The organism is Pseudoduganella sp. R-34, assembly GCF_049904655.1.
Classification (GTDB): Bacteria; Pseudomonadota; Gammaproteobacteria; order Burkholderiales; family Burkholderiaceae_D; genus Rugamonas.
Window position 1 is genome coordinate 1606315 of sequence record NZ_CP184572.1, and the last position, 21214, is coordinate 1627528.

20 protein-coding genes are annotated in these 21214 nt (G+C 61.7%); 18 read left to right on the forward strand and 2 right to left on the reverse strand.

The window, feature by feature from the left end; genetic code table 11:
• Position 1: 1 nt before the first annotated feature.
• The 10 genes from mraY (at position 2) to ACN9MW_RS07575 (ending at position 11336) form a co-directional block, all read left to right on the forward strand.
• On the forward strand, positions 2–1171 hold the full coding sequence (gene mraY, locus ACN9MW_RS07530) for a phospho-N-acetylmuramoyl-pentapeptide-transferase (RefSeq protein ID WP_426169312.1): 1170 nt from the start codon (positions 2–4) through the stop codon (positions 1169–1171).
• The gene (gene murD, locus ACN9MW_RS07535; RefSeq protein ID WP_426169314.1) at positions 1171–2673 is read left to right on the forward strand and encodes a UDP-N-acetylmuramoyl-L-alanine--D-glutamate ligase; all 1503 of its coding nucleotides are present in this window, start codon (positions 1171–1173) and stop codon (positions 2671–2673) included. Before mraY ends, murD begins: the two co-directional genes overlap by 1 nt.
• Positions 2673–3884: a putative lipid II flippase FtsW gene (ftsW, locus tag ACN9MW_RS07540; protein WP_426169316.1), complete on the forward strand. Its 1212-nt coding sequence runs from the start codon at positions 2673–2675 to the stop codon at positions 3882–3884. Before murD ends, ftsW begins: the two co-directional genes overlap by 1 nt.
• The gene (gene murG / locus ACN9MW_RS07545; RefSeq protein WP_426169318.1) at positions 3881–4951 is read left to right on the forward strand and encodes an undecaprenyldiphospho-muramoylpentapeptide beta-N-acetylglucosaminyltransferase; all 1071 of its coding nucleotides are present in this window, start codon (positions 3881–3883) and stop codon (positions 4949–4951) included. Before ftsW ends, murG begins: the two co-directional genes overlap by 4 nt.
• Complete coding sequence (gene murC / locus ACN9MW_RS07550; protein ID WP_426169320.1) at positions 4948–6336, forward strand: UDP-N-acetylmuramate--L-alanine ligase; 1389 nt, start codon at positions 4948–4950, stop codon at positions 6334–6336. Before murG ends, murC begins: the two co-directional genes overlap by 4 nt.
• A 4-nt stretch (positions 6337–6340) precedes the next feature.
• Complete coding sequence (locus tag ACN9MW_RS07555; RefSeq protein ID WP_426169322.1) at positions 6341–7300, forward strand: D-alanine--D-alanine ligase; 960 nt, start codon at positions 6341–6343, stop codon at positions 7298–7300.
• Between the two features lie 15 nt (positions 7301–7315).
• The gene (locus tag ACN9MW_RS07560; RefSeq protein ID WP_426169324.1) at positions 7316–8080 is read left to right on the forward strand and encodes a cell division protein FtsQ/DivIB; all 765 of its coding nucleotides are present in this window, start codon (positions 7316–7318) and stop codon (positions 8078–8080) included.
• A gap of 15 nt (positions 8081–8095) precedes the next feature.
• Positions 8096–9328: a cell division protein FtsA gene (gene ftsA / locus ACN9MW_RS07565; protein ID WP_055932698.1), complete on the forward strand. Its 1233-nt coding sequence runs from the start codon at positions 8096–8098 to the stop codon at positions 9326–9328.
• A 101-nt stretch (positions 9329–9429) separates the two neighbouring features.
• Positions 9430–10650 (forward strand): cell division protein FtsZ, encoded by a 1221-nt coding sequence (gene ftsZ / locus ACN9MW_RS07570; protein WP_426169327.1) that lies wholly within the window; start codon positions 9430–9432, stop codon positions 10648–10650.
• Positions 10651–10832: 182 nt separating this feature from the next.
• On the forward strand, positions 10833–11336 hold the full coding sequence (locus tag ACN9MW_RS07575; RefSeq protein WP_426169330.1) for a peroxiredoxin: 504 nt from the start codon (positions 10833–10835) through the stop codon (positions 11334–11336).
• Positions 11337–11344: 8 nt separating this feature from the next.
• Here ACN9MW_RS07575 and ACN9MW_RS07580 read toward each other — a convergent pair whose 3' ends face one another.
• Entirely contained in the window at positions 11345–11899 is a 555-nt protein-coding gene (locus ACN9MW_RS07580; RefSeq protein WP_426172139.1) for an SET domain-containing protein, read from the reverse strand.
• A gap of 105 nt (positions 11900–12004) precedes the next feature.
• On the opposite strand from ACN9MW_RS07580, the gene ACN9MW_RS07585 reads away from it, so the two are divergent.
• The 5 genes from ACN9MW_RS07585 (at position 12005) to ACN9MW_RS07605 (ending at position 14985) form a co-directional block, all read left to right on the forward strand.
• The gene (locus ACN9MW_RS07585) at positions 12005–12421 is read left to right on the forward strand and encodes a hypothetical protein (RefSeq protein ID WP_426169333.1); all 417 of its coding nucleotides are present in this window, start codon (positions 12005–12007) and stop codon (positions 12419–12421) included.
• Positions 12400–12780: a hypothetical protein gene (locus ACN9MW_RS07590; protein ID WP_426169335.1), complete on the forward strand. Its 381-nt coding sequence runs from the start codon at positions 12400–12402 to the stop codon at positions 12778–12780. The genes ACN9MW_RS07585 and ACN9MW_RS07590 overlap by 22 nt, the downstream gene beginning before the upstream one ends.
• 112 nt (positions 12781–12892) lie before the next feature.
• The gene (locus ACN9MW_RS07595; protein WP_426172141.1) at positions 12893–13735 is read left to right on the forward strand and encodes a DMT family transporter; all 843 of its coding nucleotides are present in this window, start codon (positions 12893–12895) and stop codon (positions 13733–13735) included.
• 33 nt (positions 13736–13768) lie between these two features.
• Entirely contained in the window at positions 13769–14704 is a 936-nt protein-coding gene (lpxC, locus tag ACN9MW_RS07600; RefSeq protein WP_426169338.1) for a UDP-3-O-acyl-N-acetylglucosamine deacetylase, read from the forward strand.
• Between the two features lie 74 nt (positions 14705–14778).
• Complete coding sequence (locus ACN9MW_RS07605; RefSeq protein ID WP_426169341.1) at positions 14779–14985, forward strand: hypothetical protein; 207 nt, start codon at positions 14779–14781, stop codon at positions 14983–14985.
• A gap of 282 nt (positions 14986–15267) precedes the next feature.
• Here ACN9MW_RS07605 and ACN9MW_RS07610 read toward each other — a convergent pair whose 3' ends face one another.
• Positions 15268–15738, reverse strand: coding sequence for a DciA family protein (locus ACN9MW_RS07610; RefSeq protein WP_426169344.1), 471 nt, complete (start codon positions 15736–15738; stop codon positions 15268–15270).
• A gap of 145 nt (positions 15739–15883) precedes the next feature.
• On the opposite strand from ACN9MW_RS07610, the gene secA reads away from it, so the two are divergent.
• The 3 genes from secA to urtA all read left to right on the forward strand — a co-directional run bounded on the left by secA (position 15884) and on the right by urtA (position 21213).
• Complete coding sequence (gene secA / locus ACN9MW_RS07615; RefSeq protein ID WP_426169347.1) at positions 15884–18646, forward strand: preprotein translocase subunit SecA; 2763 nt, start codon at positions 15884–15886, stop codon at positions 18644–18646.
• Between the two features lie 165 nt (positions 18647–18811).
• The gene (locus ACN9MW_RS07620) at positions 18812–19921 is read left to right on the forward strand and encodes a porin (RefSeq protein WP_426169349.1); all 1110 of its coding nucleotides are present in this window, start codon (positions 18812–18814) and stop codon (positions 19919–19921) included.
• A gap of 92 nt (positions 19922–20013) precedes the next feature.
• Positions 20014–21213, forward strand: a complete 1200-nt coding sequence (gene urtA, locus ACN9MW_RS07625) for an urea ABC transporter substrate-binding protein (protein ID WP_426172143.1) — start codon at positions 20014–20016, stop codon at positions 21211–21213.
• Position 21214: the final 1 nt, after the last annotated feature.

Below are 21214 nucleotides of genomic sequence, written 5' to 3' on the forward strand. Positions count from 1 at the left end.
CATGCTGCTCTGGCTTGCACAAATCCTGCAGGACGATATCGGGGCTTTCCGCCTCTTTAACTACATTACTTTCCGTGCCGTGATGGCTACCATCACGGCACTGCTGATCGGCCTGATCGCCGGTCCCGCCGTGATCCGCAAACTGACCGTCATGAAATACGGCCAGGCGGTGCGCACGGACGGTCCGCAGACCCACCTGAAGAAGCACGGCACCCCGACCATGGGCGGTGTGCTGCTGCTGATCGCCGTCGGCATCGCCACCGTGCTGTGGTGCGACTGGTCGAACCGCCTGATCTGGCCGGTGATGGTCGTGACCATGGGTTTCGGCGCCGTGGGCTGGGTCGACGACTACCGCAAGGTGGTGCGCCAGGACCCGGAAGGCATGCGTTCGGCTGAAAAATACTTCTGGCAGTCGCTGGTCGGCATCGCCGCCGCGCTGTACCTGGCGTTTTCCGTGTCGGCGCCGACACCGGCCAAGGTATTCGAGCTGTTCTTCCAGTGGGTGCAGTCGGGCTTTTCGATGGACCTGCCGCCGAAGGCCGACCTGATCGTGCCCTTCGTGAAAACCATCAGCTATCCGCTGGGCGTGTGGGGCTTCATCGCGCTGACCTATTGCGTGATCGTCGGCACCTCGAACGCGGTGAACTTCACCGACGGCCTGGATGGCCTGGCCATCATGCCGACCGTGATGGTCGGTTCGGCCCTGGGCCTGTTCGCCTACCTGACCGGTTCCGCGACGTACTCGAAATACCTGTTCATCCCGCACATCCCTGGCGCTGGCGAGCTGATCATCTTCTGCGGTGCGATGGCGGGTGCCGGCCTGGCCTTCCTCTGGTACAACGCGCACCCTGCACAAGTGTTCATGGGCGACGTCGGCGCACTGGCGCTGGGCGGCGCACTCGGCACGATCGCCGTGATCGTGCGCCAGGAAATCGTCCTGTTCATCATGGGCGGCATCTTCGTTGCGGAGACGGTCTCGGTGATCATCCAGGTGGGCTGGTTCAAGTACACCAAGAAACGCTATGGCACTGGCCGCCGCGTGTTCCTGATGGCGCCTTTGCACCACCATTTTGAACAGAAGGGTTGGAAAGAGACCCAGGTCGTCGTGCGCTTCTGGATTATCACGATGATGCTGGTCCTGGTTGGCCTGTCTACTCTGAAGCTGCGCTGATGATCTATAACGGCAAAATTGCACTGGTTCTGGGGCTCGGCGAATCGGGCCTGGCGATGGCGCACTGGCTGGCGCGCTGCGGCGCGCTGCTGCGCGTTGCCGACACGCGCCCGGTGCCGGACCGTCTGCCGCTGCTGCGTGAGCAGCTGCCGGGCACGCAGTTCATTTCCGGACCGTTCAATGCGGCCCTGCTCGATGGCGTGGACTTCGTCTGCGCCAGCCCGGGTCTGGGTCCGAACAAGGAACTGGCCGAGATCATCCCGGCCGCGGCCGAGAAGGGCATTCCCGTCTGGGGCGAGATCGAACTGTTTGCCCAGGCGCTGAAATGGCTGAAGGAAGACCGCGCCTATGCGCCGAAAATCATCGCCATCACCGGCACCAACGGCAAGACCACCGTCACCAGCCTGACCGGCCAGCTGTGCGAACGCGCCGGCCTGTCGGTGCGCGTGGCCGGCAATATCAGCCCGGCCGCACTAGACGTGCTGCGCGAAGTGATGGAGAGCGATACCCTGCCACAAGCCTGGGTGCTCGAGCTTTCCAGCTTCCAGCTGCACACGACTTACAGCCTGAACGCCGATGCCGCGACCGTATTGAATGTGACCCAGGACCACCTGGACTGGCACGGCAGCATGCAGGCCTATGCCGACGACAAGAAGCGCATCTTCGGCGAAGACACCGTGCGCGTGCTGAATCGCGACGACAAGTGGACCATGGCGATGGCCAACCCGACCGGCGAAAACGTCACTTTCGGCACCGATGCGCCGGAACTGGCGCACAGCTTCGGCCTGGTCAACGAGCGCGGCGTGTTCTGGCTGGCGACTGCCGAGCCGGCCGACGACGCCGAACCGCCGAAGCGCCGCAAGAAAAATGATCCGCCGCCTCCGCCTGTGGAGTGCTACGCCAAGAAGCTGATGCCGGCCGATGCCCTTCAGATCCGCGGCACGCACAACGCGTCCAACGCGCTGGCCGCGCTGGCCCTGTGCCGCGCCATCGGCCTGCCGTTTGCGCCGCTGCTGCATGGCCTGCGCGAGTACAAAGGCCAGCCGCACCGCGTCGAGCTGGTGGCCTCGATCAATGGTGTTGACTACTACGACGATTCGAAGGGCACCAACGTGGGCGCTACCGTTGCCGCGCTGGTTGGCCTGGGCCAGTCCTTCGGCGGCGAGCAAAAGCTCATCGTGATCGCCGGCGGCGACGGCAAGGGCCAGGAATTCGACCCGCTGGCCGGACCGGTGCGCCGCTTCGTGCGCGCCGTGGTCCTGATCGGCCGCGATGCGCCGGCCATCCGTTCAGCGCTGGAGCCAACCGGCGTGAAGATGGAGGATTTCGCGACGCTGGAAGAGGCGACCAAGCGCGCGGCCGCGCTGGCCCACGCCGGCGATGCCGTGCTGCTGTCGCCGGCCTGCGCCAGCCTGGACATGTTCAAGAACTACGCGCACCGTGCGCAGGTGTTCATCGACACCGTGCGCGAGATCGCACTTGATGCGGGGCAGGAGATCTGATGGCAATCCAGCTTCCATTCCGCTTCGGTGGCGCCGAGTCCCCAGCTCCGCTGGATGGACGCGCACGCCATTCGAAGATGATGGATTACGACCAGCCGCTAGTCTGGTCGGTGCTGCTGCTCATGCTGTTCGGGATGGTAATGGTGTATTCGGCTTCGATTGCGCTGCCGGATTCGCCCAAGTTCGCCGCCTATAAGAATCACTACTTCGTGCAGCGCCAGGCGATATTCATTGCCATTGCCATCGTGGCCGCCGCCGTGTCCTTCCGCGTGCGCGTGGAAGACTGGCAGAAGGCGGCGCCTTATCTGTTCATCGCAACGCTGGTGGCGCTGGTGCTGGTATTGATTCCCGGCCTCGGCGTGAACGTGAACGGTGGCCGCCGCTGGCTGTCGCTCAAGGTGTTCCAGTTCCAGCCGTCCGAACTGATGAAGCTTTTCATCGTGCTGTATGCGGCGGACTACACCGTGCGCAAGCAGGAATTCATGCACCGCCTGTCCAAGGGCTTTGCGCCGATGGCGCTGGCGGTGGCTTTCGTCGGCCTGTTGCTGCTGCTGGAACCAGATCTTGGCGCCTTTGGCGTGATCGTTTGCATCGCCATGGGCATCCTGTTCCTGGGCGGCGTCAATGCGGTCTGGTTCGGCGGCATTGCCGGCATGCTGGTGACGATTTTCGTCGCCATCATCTGGCTGTCGCCATTCCGCCGCGCGCGTTTGTTCGCCTACCTGAATCCCTGGGAAGAGGAGAACGCGCTGAACAAGTCCTACCAGCTGACCCACTCGCTGATTGCCTTCGGCCGCGGCGAGATCGGCGGCGTGGGCCTGGGCGCCAGCGTGGAAAAACTGCACTACCTGCCGGAAGCGCATACCGACTTCCTGCTGGCGGTGATCGGCGAGGAGCTGGGCATGATCGGGGTGCTGGTCACCATCGGCATGTTCTACTGGATCGTCAAGCGCGCTTTCGACATCGGCCGCCAGGCCATCGCCATGGACCAGACCTTCGCCGGACTGGCCGCCAAAGGCATTGGCATCTGGATCGGCGTACAGACATTTATCAATATGGGCGTGAACCTCGGCTTGCTGCCAACCAAAGGCCTGACCTTGCCGCTCATGAGCTATGGCGGCACCGGCATCATCATCAACTGCGTGGGCCTGGCGATTTTGCTGCGCATCGACTTCGAGAACCGCCAGATGATGCGGGGAGGGCGGGTATGAGCAAGCGCCTGATGATCATGGCAGCCGGTACCGGCGGCCACATTTTCCCCGGCCTGGCGATCGCCCAGGCCATGCGCGCCCGTGGCTGGGAAGTCACCTGGCTCGGTACGTCGCATGGCATGGAAACGGAGCTGGTGCCGAAGCACGGCGTGGAAATGGACGTGGTCCACTTCAGCGGCATGCGCGGCAAGGGCCTGGCGCACAGCATCGGTGGCGCGTTCAAGATGATTGGCGCGTTCGTGGATTGCTTCCGCTTCATCGGCAAGCGCAAACCGGACGTGGTGCTGGGCATGGGCGGCTATGTCTGCGTGCCGGGCGGCGTCATGGCGAAACTGCGCGGCGTGCCCCTGGCGCTGGTGAATGCCGATGCCGGCCTGCTGCTGTCGAACAAGACATTGGCGCCGATGGCGAAAAGGGTTTTCTTCGGCTTCACGGCCGATTTCGGCTCGGTAGCGGGCAAGGCCGTCGTTACCGGCAATCCAGTACGCAAGGAAATCCTGGCGCTGCCGGCGCCGGAGCAGCGCTTCGCGGGCCGCGATGGCGTGCTGCGCATCCTGGTGGTGGGCGGCAGCCTGGGGGCCAAGGCGCTCAACGATGCGCTGCCGGCGGCATTGGCGCTGATCGCGCCGGAACAGCGTCCGCTGGTGACCCACCAGTCGGGCAAGAAGAATATCGAAGCCCTGCGCGCGGCTTACGCGCAGGCGCATGTGGAAGCAAACGTGGTCGATTTCATCGACGACATGGCGGGCGCCTACGCGCAGGCGGACATCGTGATCTGCCGCGCCGGCGCGATCACCGTGTCGGAACTGACTGCCGCCGGGGTAGCCAGCGTGCTGGTTCCCCTGGTGGTCTCGACGACCAGCCACCAGCGCGACAACGCGCAATGGATGGCCAAGCAGGGCGCGTCGATCCACATGCCGCAGACGGAATTGAATTCGGAAAGCCTGGCAGCACTGTTGCAGACCTTGAACCGGAGCACTTGCCAGAAGATGGCGTCCGCAGCGCTTGCAGTGGGCAAGCGCGATGCGAATGACGCCATCGCACAAGAATTGGAAGCACTAGCATGAAACATAAAGTAAAGAACATTCACTTCGTCGGCATCGGCGGCAGCGGCATGAGCGGCATCGCCGAAGTGCTGGTAACGCTGGGCTATAACGTCTCCGGCTCGGACCTCGGTTCGAACGCCGTGACCCAGCGCCTGGTCGACATGGGCGCCACCGTGCACCAGGGCCACGACGCCAGCTATATCGGCAACGCCGACGCGGTCGTCACCTCGACAGCCGTGAAAGAAGACAACCCTGAAGTAATCGCCGCGCGCGCCCGCAAGATCCCTATCGTGCCGCGCGCCGTCATGCTTGGTGAACTGATGCGCCTGAAGCGCGGCATCGCCATTGCCGGCACCCACGGCAAGACCACCACCACCAGCCTGGTGGCGTCGGTGCTGGCCGAAGGCGGCCTGGACCCGACCTTCGTGATCGGCGGCCGCCTGACCGCAGCCGGCGCCAACGCCAAGCTGGGCTCCGGCGAATACCTGGTGGCCGAAGCGGATGAATCGGACGCCTCGTTCCTGAACCTGACCCCAATGATCGAAGTCATCACCAACATCGACGCCGATCACATGGAAACCTACGAGCACGATTTCGAAAAGCTGAAGCAGGCTTTCGTGCACTTCACGCATCGCCTGCCTTTCTACGGCCGCGCCATGCTGTGCATCGACGACCCGCATGTACGCGCCATCATCCCGCAGGTGACCAAGCCGGTCACCACCTACGGCTTCGCGGAAGACGCTGAAGTGCGTGCCGTCAATGCGCGCGCCGTCGGCACCCAGATGCACTTCACCGTGCTGCAGGAAGGCTTCCCGGACCTGGACATCGTGCTGAACCAGCCCGGCATGCATAACGTGCAGAACGCCTGTTCCGCAGTCGCCATCGCGCGTGAAATCGGCGTGCCGGATACGGCAACGCAAGCCGGCCTGGCAGGCTTTGCCGGCGTCGGCCGCCGCTTCACCAAATACGGCGAAGTCGCGATCCCGTCGGGCGGCAGCTTCACCCTGGTGGACGATTTCGGCCACCACCCGATTGAAATGGAAGTCACCACCGCCGCTGCGCGCGCCGCCTATCCGGGCCGCCGCCTGCTGCTGGCTTTCCAGCCGCACCGCTACAGCCGCACGCGCGACCTGTTCGAGGACTTCGCAAAAGTCCTGAGCACCGTCGACGTGCTGGTCCTGTCGGATGTTTATGCAGCGGGCGAGGCGCCGATCGTGGCAGCCGACGGCCGTGCGCTGGCGCACGCGATCCGCGCGCGCGGCAAAACTGAACCGGTATTCGTCGAAAACATCGCCGACATGCCGGAAACAATCATGAACGTGGTGCGCGACGGCGACGTCGTGCTCACGATGGGCGCAGGCTCGATCAGCGGCGTCCCAGCAAAACTGACGAACTGGAAGGCTTGACGCGATGACGAAACTGACTGCACAAGAAGCGCAAGCATTCGGCAAGGTGGGCGTGCTGATGGGCGGCCTGTCGGCCGAACGCGACGTGTCCATCATGTCCGGCACCGGCGTGCTGGCGGCCTTGCAATCGCAGGGCGTGGACGCCCACGCCTTCGACCCGGGCCAACGCTCGCTGGCTGAACTGGCCGCCGAAAAATTCGACCGCGTGTTCATCGCTCTGCATGGCCGCTACGGTGAAGACGGCAGTATTCAGGGCGCCCTGGAACTGCTTGGCATCCCGTACACCGGCTCCGGCGTGATGGCCAGCTCGGTGGGCATGGACAAGATCACCACCAAGATCCTGTGGCTGCGCGAAAACCTGCCGACCCCGGAATACGCGGTGCTGGGCGCTGATTCCGACCTGGACGCGGAAGCCGCGCGCCTCGGCCTGCCGCTGATCATGAAACCGCCGCATGAAGGTTCGACCATCGGCATCACCAAGGTGAGCGACAAGGCCGGCCTGAAAGCCGCCTATGACGCCGCCGCTGCGCTGGATGACTGCGTGCTGGCCGAAGAATTTGTGGAAGGCCGCGAGTTCACCGTTGCCGTGCTGGGCACTGGCAAGAATGCACGCGCGCTGCCGATCGTGGAAATCGTGGCGCCGCAAGGCAACTACGACTACCAGAACAAGTACTTCACCGACGACACCAAGTATTTCTGCCCGCCGCAACTGGACCAGGTGATGCAGGACGAGATGCAGCGCCTGGCCGTAGCGGCCTATCGCGCCGTCGGCTGCGAGGGCTGGGGCCGGGTCGACGTGCTGCTGCGCGCCAAGGACCATAAGCCTTTCCTGCTGGAAGTGAACACCTCGCCAGGCATGACCAGCCATTCGCTGGTGCCGATGGCCGCCCGCGCGACCGGCGTAAGTTACGAAGAGCTGTGCGTGGAAATCCTGCGCACCGCGCGACTGAAGCTGAAGAAGTAAGGACCGAAAAGACCTATGTGGCACGACGTCAAAGCCTTGAATGCATCCGCCAGCGGCCTGTTCGCGCTGTCGGTGCTGGCTTGCGCCGTCGCCGGCGTGTGGTGGGTGGCGAATCGTCCTGTATTCGATTTGCGCGCTATCCGCGTTGAAACCATGGACAAGTCCGAGTTCAAGCACGTGAACCACCTGACGCTGCGCAACGGCACCCAGGGCCGCCTGGCCGGCAATTTTTTCACCGCCGACCTGGAGCAGGTACGCAAGGTGTTCGAGTCGGTGCCGTGGGTGCGCCGCGCCAGCGTGCGGCGCGAGTGGCCGAACCAGCTGATCGTGTCGCTGGAAGAGCATGAAGCGCTTGGCACCTGGGGCGAAGATGGACGGCTGCTGTCGGTAAAGGGAGATGTGTTCACCGCCAACCTGGCCGAAGCGGAAGAGGATCACGAGCTGCCGGAGTTTTCCGGTCCGGATGGCAGCGAAAAGGAAGTGCTGGCGCGTTACGGCGAGTTGAAGACATGGTTTGCGCCGGCCAGCCTGGTGCCGAAGAGCGTCGCCCTGTCGGGACGCTATGCGTGGACGGTGAAGTTGGACAACGGCGCCAGTGTGGCGCTGGGACGCGAGGCAACGCATGACACCCTGCATCAGCGGGTGATGCGCCTGGTCGGAATCTGGCCGCAGATTTCCAGCCGCGTGCCGAATATTGAAACGATTGACATGCGCTACCAGAACGGCCTGGCTTTGAGCGCAGCGGGACTGAAGATCCCGTCAGATACGAAGAAACGTTGAAAGCAGGGCATAGAGATGACTAAAGACGCTAAAAACCTGATCGTCGGCCTCGACATCGGCACCTCCAAAGTGGTGGCCGTGGTGGCCGAGGTGATGGGCGATGGACGCCACGAAGTGATTGGCCTGGGCCAGCACGAGTCCAGCGGCCTGAAAAAGGGCGTGGTGGTGAACATCGAGGCGACCGTCGAATCGATCCAGCGCGCGCTGGAAGAGGCGGAACTGATGGCCGACTGCAAGATCCGCAACGTGTACGCGGGCATTGCGGGCAGCCATATCCGCAGCTTCAACTCCAGCGGCATGGTGGCGATCAAGGACAAGGAAGTCACGGCCACCGACGTGGCGCGCGTGATCGAGACCGCCAAGGCAGTCAACATCCCGACCGACCAGCAGTTGCTGCACACGGTGCCGCAGGAATTCATCGTCGACTCGCAGGACGACGTGCGCGAGCCGATCGGCATGAGCGGCATCCGCCTGGAAGTGAAGGTGCACATCGTCACCGGCGCGGTGAGCGCGGTGCAGAACATCGTCAAGTGCGTGCGCCGCTGCGGCCTGGAAGTATCGGACCTGATCCTGCAGCCGATGGCCTCGGCCGACGCCGTGCTGACCACCGACGAGAAGGAACTGGGCGTGGTGCTGATCGACATCGGCGGCGGCACCACCGACGTGGCGGTCTTCAGCGACGGCGCGATCCGCCATACGGCCGTGATCCCGATCGCCGGCGACCAGATCACCAACGACATCGCGATGGCGCTGCGCACCCCGACCGGCGAAGCGGAAGAAATCAAGATCCGCTACGGCGTAGCCAAGCAGGTGCTGGCCGATCCGGGCGAGCACCTTGAAGTGCCGGGCCTGGGCGACCGTGGTCCGCGCAACCTGTCGCGCCAGGCGCTGGCGGCGGTGATCGAGCCGCGCGTGGAAGAACTGTTTGCGATGGTGCACCAGGTGGTACGCGAGTCCGGCTACGAGGGCGTGCTCTCGTCGGGCATCGTGCTGACCGGCGGCACCTCGATCATGCCGGGCATGGTGGAGATGGCGGAAGACATCTTCCTCAAGCCTGCGCGCCTGGGCACCCCGGACTACCGCGGCCAGCTGGCCGACGTGGTGCGCAGCCCGCGCTATGCAACCGTGTTGGGCCTGTTGTTGGAAGCTAAGAAGCAGTATCTGCGCGGCCACATCGTGACGCGCCAGGATGGATCAGTGAAGGCAGTTTGGCAGCGCATGAAGGAATGGTTCCTGGGTAACTTTTAAGACAATTTTTGAATAATAAACCCCTGCAGTTTTCAATCTCCAGTTCTCCTACCCATATGAGGCCTGGCGCTTGAAAACCGCATTCTAGATAGGAGTAAATCATGGAGTTTGATATGGTTGATAACGCAACACTGGGAACGGTCATCAAGGTCGTCGGCGTTGGCGGTGCAGGCGGCAATGCCGTCCAGCACATGATCAACAAGGGCATGAGCGGCGTGGAATTCATCGCTGCCAATACCGACGCACAAGCGCTGGCCGCCTCCAAGGCAAGCAACATTATCCAGATCGGCGCGAGCGGCCTGGGCGCGGGCATGAAGCCTGAGATCGGCCGTGCGCTGGCAGAAGAATCCCGCACCCGCATCGAAGATGCGCTGCGCGGCGCGCACATGGTGTTCATCGCTGCCGGCATGGGCGGCGGAACCGGCACCGGCGCGGCGCCGATCGTGGCGGAAATCGCCAAGCAGCAGGGCGCACTGACCGTGGCGGTGGTCTCCAAGCCGTTCTCGCACGAAGGCCAGAAATGCCTGGACATCGCCGAAGCGGGCCTGGAAGCGCTGTCGCAGAACGTCGACTCGCTGATCGTGATCTGCAACGAGAAGCTGGAAGAAATCTACGAAGACGAGTCGCTGATCGAGTGGCTGCAGCACGCTGACGACGTCCTGAACAACGCCGTAGCCGGTATCGCCGAAATCATCAACGTGCCTGGCCACATCAACGTCGACTTCAACGACGTGAAGACCATCATGGGCGAGCAGGGCAAGGCGATGATGGGTACCGCCACCGCTTCCGGCGTGGACCGTGCACGCGTGGCGGCCGAACAGGCGGTTGCCTCCCCGCTGCTGGACGGCGTCGACCTGGCGGGCGCACGCGGCGTGCTGGTCAACGTCACCGCATCGCGCGGCCTGAAAGGCAAGGAAATCAAGGAAGTCATGGCTGCCGTGCGCGCCTTCGCCGCACCGGATGCGTCGATCGCACAAGGCATCGCCTACGACGACGCGATGGGCGACGATATCCGCGTGACCGTGGTGGCGACCGGCCTGGGCAAAGCCAAGAAGCACGTGCAACTGGTACCGCAGCAGCAACTGCGCACCGGCACCCACGGCGGCAACCCGCTGAACGTCAACGCAGGCCTGGGCGGCGGTGCAGCAACTGCAGCAGTGGGCGGTTTCGGCAACGCAGGCTTCTCCGGCGTGTCCGCCGACGTGCAGAAACAGCCAGCCGTATGGCGCCGTGAATCGGCCACCGAGCAGGTGAACGCACTGGCCAAGTCGGGCATGGAAACCTACGACATTCCTGCCTTCCTGCGCAAGCAGGCTGACTAAATAGGGTCAGCCGCGCCGCCGGATCACGCGTCCGGCGGCGCGGAGTTATACTAGGCATTCAGGGCTACCCGCGCACTGCGCGGTTTTTTATTTTCAGAACCGGTAAACCGGTGTCTGACCCGCAGGGTCAGACACTGACCTGCGGCAGGCGCCTACCGGTTTTCAACAACAGGAGAAAAAGAATGACCATCAAGATCGGCGACAAACTGCCGGAAGGCCAACTGTCCGAATTCATCGAAACCGAGACCGAAGGCTGCTCCCTCGGCCCGAACACCTTCAATGTGCAGGACATCGCCAAGGGCAAGAAGATCGCGATCTTCGGCCTGCCAGGCGCCTACACCCCAACCTGCTCCGCACAGCACGTACCGGGCTACGTCAAGCACGCTGCCGAACTGAAAGCCAAGGGCGTGGATGAAATCTGGTGCATCTCCGTGAACGACGCCTTCGTGATGGGCGCATGGGGCCGCGACCAGAAAGCCACCGGCACCGTCCGTATGATGGCTGACGGCAACGCTGCTTACTCCAAGGCTCTGGGCCTGGACGCAGACTTCTCCAAGTTCGGCATGGGCACCCGCTCCCAGCGTTACTCGATGCTGGTGGAAGACGGCGTGGTCAAGCAACTGAACGTCGAGCAAGGCGGCAAGTTCGAAGTGTCGAATGCCGAAACCATGCTGGGCCAGCTGTAACCCCTGGATTACTCCGCTAGAGACGGCGCTTCGGCGCCGTTTTTCGTTTCGTCTTTCGTTTTTGCGCGCGACTTGCGCTTCTTGGGCGCCAGCATGACGCCGGTGCAGGACGGGGCGCCGCAGTAGCAGGCGAACTCCTTCTTCACCTTGGCGGTGTGGCGGGCTTCGTAGATCAGCCCGTAGTTGTAGTTCAGTTCTTCGCCTTCGGCGATGTCGCGCAGGGAGCAGATGTAGACGCGGTCGTCTTCGTCTTCTTCCGCCTCGCAATTAGGTTCGCAGGAATGGTTGATGTAGCGCGCCTCGTTGCCGCCCGAACCGCCGTCGATCAGCATGCCGTTGTTCAGGCTGAAGAAGAAGGTATGGCCGATCGGACCGCCTTTCTCCTCGGTACGGCGGCAGCACTCTTCCCAGTCGACGATCTCGCCGGTGTATTCGATGATGCGGGTGCCGGCAGGGATCATCCGGCGCGCAAATACGCCGCGCCCATGCACGGGCGACTCATGGACCACGTAGAGTGGCTCGACATCTTCGATCACTTCGACAAGTTGGGCTTCTGTGTTCATCATGCCATCATAACCCGCCACGAAATCATTCGTGATTTCTTTCGGAAAGCGGGAACAATTCCAGCGCGGATTTGTCTCATCGTTTTTGCATTTTGGGACGCTGACATGAATCGCAATGAACTTCACGACCTGACGCGGATGCGCATCAGCGAAGGTAAAAGCCTGCTGGACGCGGAATTTTATGCAGGCAGCTACTATTTGTCGGGATACGCGATCGAATGTGGGCTGAAGGCCGCCATCGCGAAACAGCAGGAGCGCCACGAATTTCCAGACAAGCGATTGGCAAACGAATGCAATACCCACAATTTGCGGACGCTCGTGAGATTAGCCGGCTTGCAGCTCGAGCTCGAGGAAGAAATTCGTTCCAGTGCAGCGTTCGCTGAAAATTGGTCCGTAGTTCGCAAATGGAGTGAGATCGCGCGCTACGAAGTCAACGTGCCTGCGCAAATGGCGCGATGCATGTACGTCGCATGCGCTGGCCATCTGAAAGGAGTACTACCATGGATACAGAAGCACTGGTAGAGGGACAAATGACGCAAGAAATGATCGCTGGCGGACGCAAGTTCCTTCAGCAACTGGACCAGGAAGGGCTAAAGCCGGTTTCCATGTACTGGGAATATGATGAAGAGTGCCGTGAATGGCTGCTCCAGGTCATCATCAAACAAATGGATATAGAGGACAACTTCAAGGTTCTTCGGAGGGTGTTCAAGGCACTGGATGCCTTGCCCGAAGTGAAGGAGCTGTTGAGGCCTGACTACTTTGACGTGAGGGGGGCAATGGATCCCGGTTATAAGTTGTCACGGCAGCGAATGCCTTATGGCCGAGGCGCGAGCGATCGCGAGTGGGCAAACCGGGACTTCTACTGTTACCGGCTAAGCTGACACAGCCTCAGCAGCAAACCCTTTCTTTCAGTACAATGGACGACCCGGCAACGCTTTTGGGCCTTCCATCGTGACTCCGCAACAAAAAGAAAACCTGCAAGCCATTTACGCCATGGTGGCCGCGGTCGCCATGTTCTCCCTCATGGACGCTTCCATGAAAGTGCTGGCCGCGCGCTATCCGGCAGTACAGGTGACCGCGTTGCGATGCATGCTTTCAATGCCCCTGGTGTGCGCATTCATGGCCTATCGCGGCAAGTTCACCGGCATTTTCAAGGTGCGCTGGCCGTTGCACCTGCTGCGCGGCGCCGTCGGCATTGCGATGCTGTCGCTGTTTGCCTACGCGTTGAAGTCGCTGCCCCTGGCAGATACTTACGCCATCTTCTTTATCGCACCGGCGCTGGTGACCGTGCTGGCGGTGTTCATCCTGAAAGAAAAAGTCAGCCTGGGGCAGTGGGTGGCGATCTTTGTCGGCCTGGGCGGCGTGCTGGTGGTGCTGCGTCCGGACGGCACCAACTTCGCGTCGATCGCCGGCCTGGCAGTGCTTGCCTCGGCCGTCTGCTACGGCATTTCCGCGATTGCTGGCCGTGTGCTGGCCAAGACCGACGCGCCCGAGCATGTGATGTTCTGGGTGCTGACCTTGATGGGCATCGGCGTGGCGCCGCTGGCCATCAATGCCTGGGTGAGCATCGACTGGTCGTTGTGGCCTGCCATGGCTGCACTAGCGGTAAGCGGTTTCTTCGGCCAACTCGCGCTGACGCGCGCCTTCAGCATGGGCAAGGCTTCCATCGTGGCGCCGTTCGAGTACACGGCGCTAGCCTGGGGCGTGGGCATCGACTGGCTGCTGTGGCATACGCTGCCGGACACCTACACCCTGGTGGGCGCAGCCATCATCATCGGCTCCGGCATCTACCTGGTGCGACGCGAGACCGAACATGCCGAGGCTGAGCATCCGTAAGCGGGGAAGGGCGCAGGGCGCTATAATCCTTGCATGCTGAAACAACGAACCATCAAAGAAATCGTCCGCACCACAGGTGTCGGCCTGCACTCCGGTACCAAGGTCGAGTTGACCTTGCGCCCAGCCGAGCCGGATACCGGCATCGTGTTCCGCCGTGTGGACCTGGACCCGCAGGTTGTCTTCCCGACAAGGGCTGACATCGTGGGCGATACCCGCATGGCAACTGTGCTGATGAAGGACGGCGGCCGCGTCTCGACCGTCGAGCACCTGATGTCGGCATGCGCGGGCCTGGGCATCGACAACCTGTACGTCGACGTCACGGCGGAAGAAATCCCGATCATGGATGGTTCGGCATCGTCCTTCGTCTACCTGCTGCAGCAGGGCGGCGTGCAGGAGCAGGAAGCGCCGAAAAAGTTCATCAAGGTGAAAAAGCCGATCGAAATCCGCGAAGGCAAGGGCGCCGCTGAAAAGTGGGCGCGCCTGGTGCCGCACGACGGCTTCAAGCTGGACTTCTTCATCGAATTCAACCACCCGGCGGTGGACGGTACCGCGCAGCGCGCGACTGTCGACTTCGGCGACGTGTCTTATATTCAAGCCATCGCCCGCGCCCGCACTTTCGGCTTCATGCAGGACGTGGAGATGCTGCGCGGGATCGGCCTGGCGCGCGGCGGCTCGCTGGAAAACGCCATCGTGATGGATGAATACCGCATCCTGAATCAGGATGGCCTGCGCTACGACGACGAATTCGTGCGCCACAAGATCCTCGACGCGATCGGCGACCTGTACATGGTTGGCCACCCGATCATCGCCAGCTACGAAGCCCACAAATCCGGCCACGCCCTGAACAACCAGCTGCTGCGCGCCATGCTGGCCGACCCGGATTCTTACGAACTGGTCACCTTCGACTCCCTCGACACCGCCCCGCCGTCCTACGCCAAGCAGATGTCGCGCGAGTGGGCCTACCTTTAATTTAGTTCTCCTGCTCTGCTTGCCAGACCGGCCTTCCGTTAGCAATACTGACAGTATTGCAACGGGAGGACGCCATGACGCAGATCACCCTTGAGGTTAGCGACGAAGTCGATCGCATTATTTCCGATATCGCGGATCGAAATGGCCTGCCACGCGGCTTAGCAATAGGCAGGGCCCTTGCGCTTCTCGCCATCGCGGATGAAGAGCAAACAAAGGGCAATTCACTCGCTATTGTTGATGCGGAGTTCAATCCGCTACACCGCTTGGTCGGAATCTTTTGATGCAATCGGGCCGAATGAACGGTCAGCAGCATGCCGACATAGATGTCGCCCAGCACTTGCCATGGTCTGCGACGGTTGCTGACATCAGCCCTGGGGCGCGACTAACGTTTGCAAAACAAGTCCTTGGTTGTTTGGCGATCATTTGTATTGGGATCATGGTCGCGTATGGGCTAGATCCAGATAATTCCGCACTCCAGGCCATGTTTGAGCTAGTGAAAATCGGCGCTCTGCCGATTGTGACCTTGATGGTTTCGTTCTACTTTCCGATCAGGAAATAGCAGGTCAGCCGCGGCGGCGGGCAACCAGACGCCGCATCGCTTCGATCAGCGGCTCGTTGGCGGCGGTCGGCTCCAGTTTCTGGCTTAGCTCGTCGAAGGAATTGACGGCCGTTTCGGGCAGCCTCAGGCCTTCCCCGCTCGGCCCCACGTGGGCGATCCCTTTCGGCATCTGCACCCGGAAGCGGATATTGTTTATCTGCCATCCATTTGCGTTCAGCGCTTCCTGCAGCTTTGGCACTTGCTGCTTGAGCTTGGCTGCCACGGCCGTGTTCGGCACGGCCAAAGTCAGCTCACCACCGTCAAAAGCAAAGATTTCACAGGTTTTAAAGGCTGATGGCAGCACTTCACGGCAGTCTTGTTGTAATTTAGCCATGCGCTGCACGGCCGGCAGCAAAGCGGCCAGCCGTGCGTTGCCGAGCAGGAAATTGGTCGCTTCCTGCGGGGCGTGCTTGCGGTTGGTGAAGGAAAATGCCATACCGCCATTTTACAGTGGCGGCCCCAGCCGGTGAATTTTTCATCGCTAGCCTATTGTTATATAGGTCAAGATCCCAACCTTGCTACGAACGCATGATAAAATCACGCACTTTTGCCATTGGCGGACCCGAGGAAGAATTTAAGAAATGTCCTTACTGACCCAGATTTTCGGCAGCCGCAACCAGCGTCTGCTTAAGCAATACCAAAAAACGGTAAAGGCGATCAACGCCCTGGAGCCGGAGTTTGAAAAGCTGTCGGATGCCGAGCTGCAAGCGAAAACGCCTGCCCTCAAGGAACGCGTTGCCAATGGCGAATCGCTGGACAACCTGCTGCCGGAAGCCTTTGCCGTCTGCCGCGAAGCTTCCAAGCGCGTGTTCAAGATGCGCCACTTCGACGTCCAACTGATCGGCGGCATGGTATTGCATTACGGCAAGATCGCCGAAATGGGCACCGGTGAAGGCAAAACCCTGACCGCGACCCTGCCAGCCTACCTGAATGCACTGTCCGGCAAGGGCGTGCACATCGTGACCGTCAACGATTACCTGGCACAGCGCGACGCCGAGACCATGGGCAAGCTGTACCGCTGGCTGGGCCTGTCCTGCGGCGTGAACTTGTCGCAGATGCCGCACGCCGACAAGCAGGAAGCCTACGCGTCCGACATCACCTACGGCACCAACAACGAATTCGGTTTCGACTACCTGCGCGACAACATGGTGTTCGAAGCCAGCGAGCGTGTGCAGCGCACCCTGAATTTCGGCATCGTCGACGAAGTGGACTCGATCCTGATCGACGAAGCGCGTACCCCGCTGATCATCTCCGGCCAGGCCGAAAACCACACTGACCTGTACCACAAGATCAACCTGGTGCCGCCGCAACTGACCCTGCAAGTCGGCGAAGAAACCGCGGACGGCAAAGGCAAGATCGAAATCCCTGGCGACTACACCAAGGATGAAAAAGCGCACCAGGTGCTGTTGACCGAAGCCGGCCACGAAAAGGCCGAAGCGATCCTGACCAAGATGGGCCTGCTGCCGGAAGGCGCTTCCCTGTACGACTCCGCCAACATCACCCTGGTGCACCACCTGTACGCTGCCTTGCGCGCGCACGTGCTGTACTTCAAGGACCAGCACTACGTGGTGCAGAACAATGAAGTGGTGATCGTCGACGAATTCACCGGCCGCCTGATGACTGGCCGCCGCTGGTCCGACGGCCTGCACCAGGCAGTCGAAGCCAAGGAAGGCGTCAAGATCCAGAACGAGAACCAGACCCTGGCCTCGATCACCTTCCAGAACTACTTCCGCATGTACGGCAAGCTGGCCGGCATGACCGGTACCGCCGACACCGAAGCCTACGAATTCCAGGAAATCTACGGCCTGGAAACCGTGGTGATCCCGCCGAACCGTCCGTCGCAGCGCAAGGACCGCCAGGACCAGGTGTACAAGTCCAACGCCGAAAAGTACAACGCGATGATGCTTGACATCCGCGACTGCTACGAGCGCGGCCAGCCAGTGCTGGTAGGTACCACCTCGATCGAGAACTCCGAACTGCTGTCCAGCATCCTGGACAAGGCCAAGCTGCCGCACAACGTGCTGAACGCAAAACAGCACGCCCGCGAAGCTGAAATCATCGCCCAGGCGGGTGCGCCGAAAGCCATCACCATCGCCACCAATATGGCCGGCCGTGGTACCGACATCGTCTTGGGCGGCAGTATCGAAAAGATGATCCAGATCATCGAAGCCGACCCGGAGCTGAGCGATGCAGATAAAGCCGCCAAGGCGCAGCACCTGCGTTCCGGCTGGCAGTCGCTGCACAACCAGGTGGTGGCGGCAGGCGGCCTGCACATCGTCGGTACCGAACGCCACGAATCACGCCGCGTCGACAACCAGCTGCGTGGCCGTTCCGGCCGCCAGGGCGACCCGGGCTCTTCGCGCTTCTACCTGTCGCTGGACGACCCGCTCCTGCGCATCTTCGCCGGCGACCGCGTGCGCGCGATCATGGACCGCCTGAAGATGCCGGAAGGCGAACCGATCGAAGCGGGCATCGTGTCCCGTTCCATCGAATCCGCGCAGCGCAAGGTTGAAGCCCGCAACTTCGACATTCGTAAGCAGCTGCTGGAATACGACGACGTCGCCAACGACCAGCGCAAGGTGATCTACTCGCAGCGCAACGAACTGCTGGAAGCGACCGACATTTCCGAAACCATCATGAACCTGCGCCATGGCGTGTTCACCGACGTGGTGCGCACCTATGTGCCGGAAGAATCGGTGGAAGAGCAGTGGGACATCCCTGCGCTGCAGAAGACGCTGGCGCAAGAGTGGATGCTCGAGGTCCCGCTGGTCGAAATGATGGAGAAGGAAAGCAGCATCACCGACGACGACATCGTCGAACGTGTGATTGCCGCAGCCGATGCCGCATATCAGGCCAAGGTCGATATCGTGTCGAAGGAAGCCTTCGGCGGCTTCGAGCGCAATGTCATGCTGCAGTCGGTGGACACCCACTGGCGCGAGCACCTGGCAGCGCTGGATCACCTGCGCCAGGGCATCCACCTGCGCGGCTACGCGCAGAAGAATCCCAAGCAGGAATACAAGCGCGAAGCGTTCGAACTGTTCGGCACCATGCTGGACATGATCAAGAACGACGTGATTCGCATGGTGATGATGGTACGCATCCAGTCGCGCGAAGAAGTCGAGGCAGCGGAAGCGGCCATGAACCAGTCGCACGTCGAGAACGTCCACTACCAGCACGCCGACTTCAACCCGAACGCGGCGCCGGAAGAACTGCTGGCGCCGACCGCCATGCCGGCCGGCGAGCTGGACGCGGCGATCAGCCAGGGTTTCAAGGTCGGCCGCAACGACCCATGCCCATGCGGCAGCGGCAAGAAGTTCAAGGCTTGCCACGGCAAGCTGGCTTAAGCCTGAAAGCCCCCAACTAACGGCCCGGCCGCGCAAGCGCCCGGGCCGTTTTGTTTTGTGACGCCAATCAGCAACTACGTCACTTGACGTATGGGCCATCGCGTTCAGCCTCTTTACCCTGTTCACAAGCAGCAACACTTTCAAACTTGTGACAAGAGGACTGGCATGCAAACGATGATCAAGCTCTCCGTATTACTCAGCGCAGCCGTGGCGTCGTTGGCGCACGCGGGCGCCACCATTCCCATCGGCGAAGACAAGTCCATCAGCGTAGGCTTTGGAGCGCGTGGCAGCTTTACCAGCGAGAAGGACGGAGCGCCGGACGGGAGCTCGCGCTCGAACGACTTCAACCTGGACAGCGCGCGCCTGTTCTTCGGCGCCTCCCTGAACAAGAACATCAAGGGCATGCTGAACACAGAATGGGATGGCGACCAGATCCGGGTGCTGGATGCTGCCGCGCAGTTTGCCTTTTCGCCGGAGTTGAATATCTGGGCCGGCCGCCTTTTGTCGCCGAGCGACCGTGCGAATATGGCCGGTCCCTATTATTCGCTCGGTGGCGGCTACTGGGCGGACGTGGCTTCGCGCTACGGCTACAACGGCGGCATCTTCCGTGGCCGCGATGACGGCGTGGTGGCCTGGGGTAATGCGGCCGAGGGCAAGCTCGGATACTCTTTCGGCGCGTTCGAGGGCCACACCTTCGGCATCGGCAGCCTGACGCAGAAGGAGGCCAAGGCGGCAGGCATCAAGGCCGACGACAGCCTGATGTATGCGGGCCGCGTGCAGTACGACTTCTGGGATGCCGAGCCAGGCTACTACGGCACCGGCAACTACCTCGGAACCAAGGATATCCTGGCCATCGGCCTGGCAGGCCGCTACCAGAAGGATGGTGTGCTGACCATCGCCAAGACCGGCGACTACAAGGCCTGGAACCTGGACTTCCTGCTGGAGAAACGCATCGGCGCCGGCGCGGTGTCGGTGGAAGCAGCCTACTACAACTACCGCAACGACGACGTCATCCTGGCGGAACAGGGCAAGGCGTGGTCGACCGGCCTCGCTTACGTATTCATCCTGGCGCCAGGCCAAGGCAAGCTGCAGCCTTTCGTCCAATTCCAGAAGTTCAAGCCTGATAACAACATCGACGTCAAGCAGTCGGACATCGGCCTCAATTACATCATCGATGGCTACAACGCGCAGTTGAGCGCCAAGTATTCGAAGACAGAGACCGTTGCCGCCGCCGACCAGTCGAAGTTCGTCGTCGCGCTGCAAGTCCAATACTAAGCACCATCCTTCCACTATCAGAAGAGGTAACCATCATGCAAACTCGCCGTCATTTCATCGCCTCCCTGACCCGCATCGCGGCGGCTGCCGCCATGTTGGGTGGCAGCTTCGCGGCGTACGCTGCCGATACCATCAAGGTCGGCATCCTGCACTCGCTGTCCGGCACCATGGCGATTTCCGAAACGTCGCTGAAGGACGTGGCCTTGATGGCCATCGACGAAATCAACGCCAAGGGCGGGGTGCTGGGCAAGAAGCTGGAGCCGGTGGTGGTCGATCCGGCGTCGAACTGGCCGTTGTTCGCCGAAAAGGCGCGCCAGCTGGTAGCGAAAGACAAGGTGGCCGCCGTGTTCGGCTGCTGGACTTCGGTATCGCGCAAGTCCGTGCTGCCAGTATTCAAGGAGTTGAACGGCCTGCTGTTCTACCCCGTGCAATATGAAGGGGAAGAACTCGAGAAGAATGTGTTCTATACCGGCGCGGCGCCGAACCAGCAGGCGATTCCCGCGGTCGAATACCTGATGAGCAAGGAGGGCGGCGGGGCCAAGCGCTTCGTACTGCTCGGCACGGACTATGTGTACCCGCGCACCACCAACAAGATCCTGCGCGCATTCCTGAAGAGCAAAGGCGTCAAGGACAGCGACATCGAGGAAACCTACACCCCGTTCGGCCATTCGGATTACCAGACCATCGTCGCCAATATCAAGAAGTTTTCGGCCGGCGGCAAGACCGCGGTGATCTCGACCATCAATGGCGATTCCAACGTGCCCTTCTACAAGGAGTTGGGCAATGCCGGCCTGAAGTCAACGCAGGTACCGGTCGTCGCCTTCTCGGTGGGTGAAGAGGAACTGCGCGGCGTGGATGCCAAGCCGCTGGTCGGCCACCTCGCTGCCTGGAACTATTTCGAGTCCGTCAAAAATCCGGTGAACGATGCCTTCATCAAGAAATGGAAGGCTTATGCCGTTGCGAAGAAGCTGCCGAACGCGGCGACCGCGGTGACCAACGACCCGATGGAGGCAACCTATGTCGGCATCCATATGTGGGCGCAGGCCGTGGCGAAGGCGAAGTCCACCGATACCGACAAGGTGATCGCGGCAATGGGCGGCCAGTCCTTCAGCGCGCCATCCGGATTCACGCTGACCATGGACCCGAGCAACCATCACTTGCACAAGCCGGTGATGATCGGCGAAATCAAGGCTGACGGCCAGTTCAGCGTGGTGTGGAAGACCAGGGAACCGATCCGCGCCCAGCCCTGGAGCCCGTTCATTCCGGGGAACGAAGGCAAGCAAAAGCTGTAAG

Coding starts and splice junctions, on each gene's coding strand:
- mraY (WP_426169312.1), top strand. CDS start 2: ATGCTGCTCTGGCTTGCACAAATCCTGCAGGACGATATCGGGGCTTTC.
- murD (WP_426169314.1), top strand. CDS start 1,171: ATGATCTATAACGGCAAAATTGCACTGGTTCTGGGGCTCGGCGAATCG.
- ftsW (WP_426169316.1), top strand. CDS start 2,673: ATGGCAATCCAGCTTCCATTCCGCTTCGGTGGCGCCGAGTCCCCAGCT.
- murG (WP_426169318.1), top strand. CDS start 3,881: ATGAGCAAGCGCCTGATGATCATGGCAGCCGGTACCGGCGGCCACATT.
- murC (WP_426169320.1), top strand. CDS start 4,948: ATGAAACATAAAGTAAAGAACATTCACTTCGTCGGCATCGGCGGCAGC.
- ACN9MW_RS07555 (WP_426169322.1), top strand. CDS start 6,341: ATGACGAAACTGACTGCACAAGAAGCGCAAGCATTCGGCAAGGTGGGC.
- ACN9MW_RS07560 (WP_426169324.1), top strand. CDS start 7,316: ATGTGGCACGACGTCAAAGCCTTGAATGCATCCGCCAGCGGCCTGTTC.
- ftsA (WP_055932698.1), top strand. CDS start 8,096: ATGACTAAAGACGCTAAAAACCTGATCGTCGGCCTCGACATCGGCACC.
- ftsZ (WP_426169327.1), top strand. CDS start 9,430: ATGGAGTTTGATATGGTTGATAACGCAACACTGGGAACGGTCATCAAG.
- ACN9MW_RS07575 (WP_426169330.1), top strand. CDS start 10,833: ATGACCATCAAGATCGGCGACAAACTGCCGGAAGGCCAACTGTCCGAA.
- ACN9MW_RS07580 (WP_426172139.1), bottom strand. CDS start 11,899: ATGAACACAGAAGCCCAACTTGTCGAAGTGATCGAAGATGTCGAGCCA.
- ACN9MW_RS07585 (WP_426169333.1), top strand. CDS start 12,005: ATGAATCGCAATGAACTTCACGACCTGACGCGGATGCGCATCAGCGAA.
- ACN9MW_RS07590 (WP_426169335.1), top strand. CDS start 12,400: ATGGATACAGAAGCACTGGTAGAGGGACAAATGACGCAAGAAATGATC.
- ACN9MW_RS07595 (WP_426172141.1), top strand. CDS start 12,893: ATGGTGGCCGCGGTCGCCATGTTCTCCCTCATGGACGCTTCCATGAAA.
- lpxC (WP_426169338.1), top strand. CDS start 13,769: ATGCTGAAACAACGAACCATCAAAGAAATCGTCCGCACCACAGGTGTC.
- ACN9MW_RS07605 (WP_426169341.1), top strand. CDS start 14,779: ATGACGCAGATCACCCTTGAGGTTAGCGACGAAGTCGATCGCATTATT.
- ACN9MW_RS07610 (WP_426169344.1), bottom strand. CDS start 15,738: ATGGCATTTTCCTTCACCAACCGCAAGCACGCCCCGCAGGAAGCGACC.
- secA (WP_426169347.1), top strand. CDS start 15,884: ATGTCCTTACTGACCCAGATTTTCGGCAGCCGCAACCAGCGTCTGCTT.
- ACN9MW_RS07620 (WP_426169349.1), top strand. CDS start 18,812: ATGCAAACGATGATCAAGCTCTCCGTATTACTCAGCGCAGCCGTGGCG.
- urtA (WP_426172143.1), top strand. CDS start 20,014: ATGTTGGGTGGCAGCTTCGCGGCGTACGCTGCCGATACCATCAAGGTC.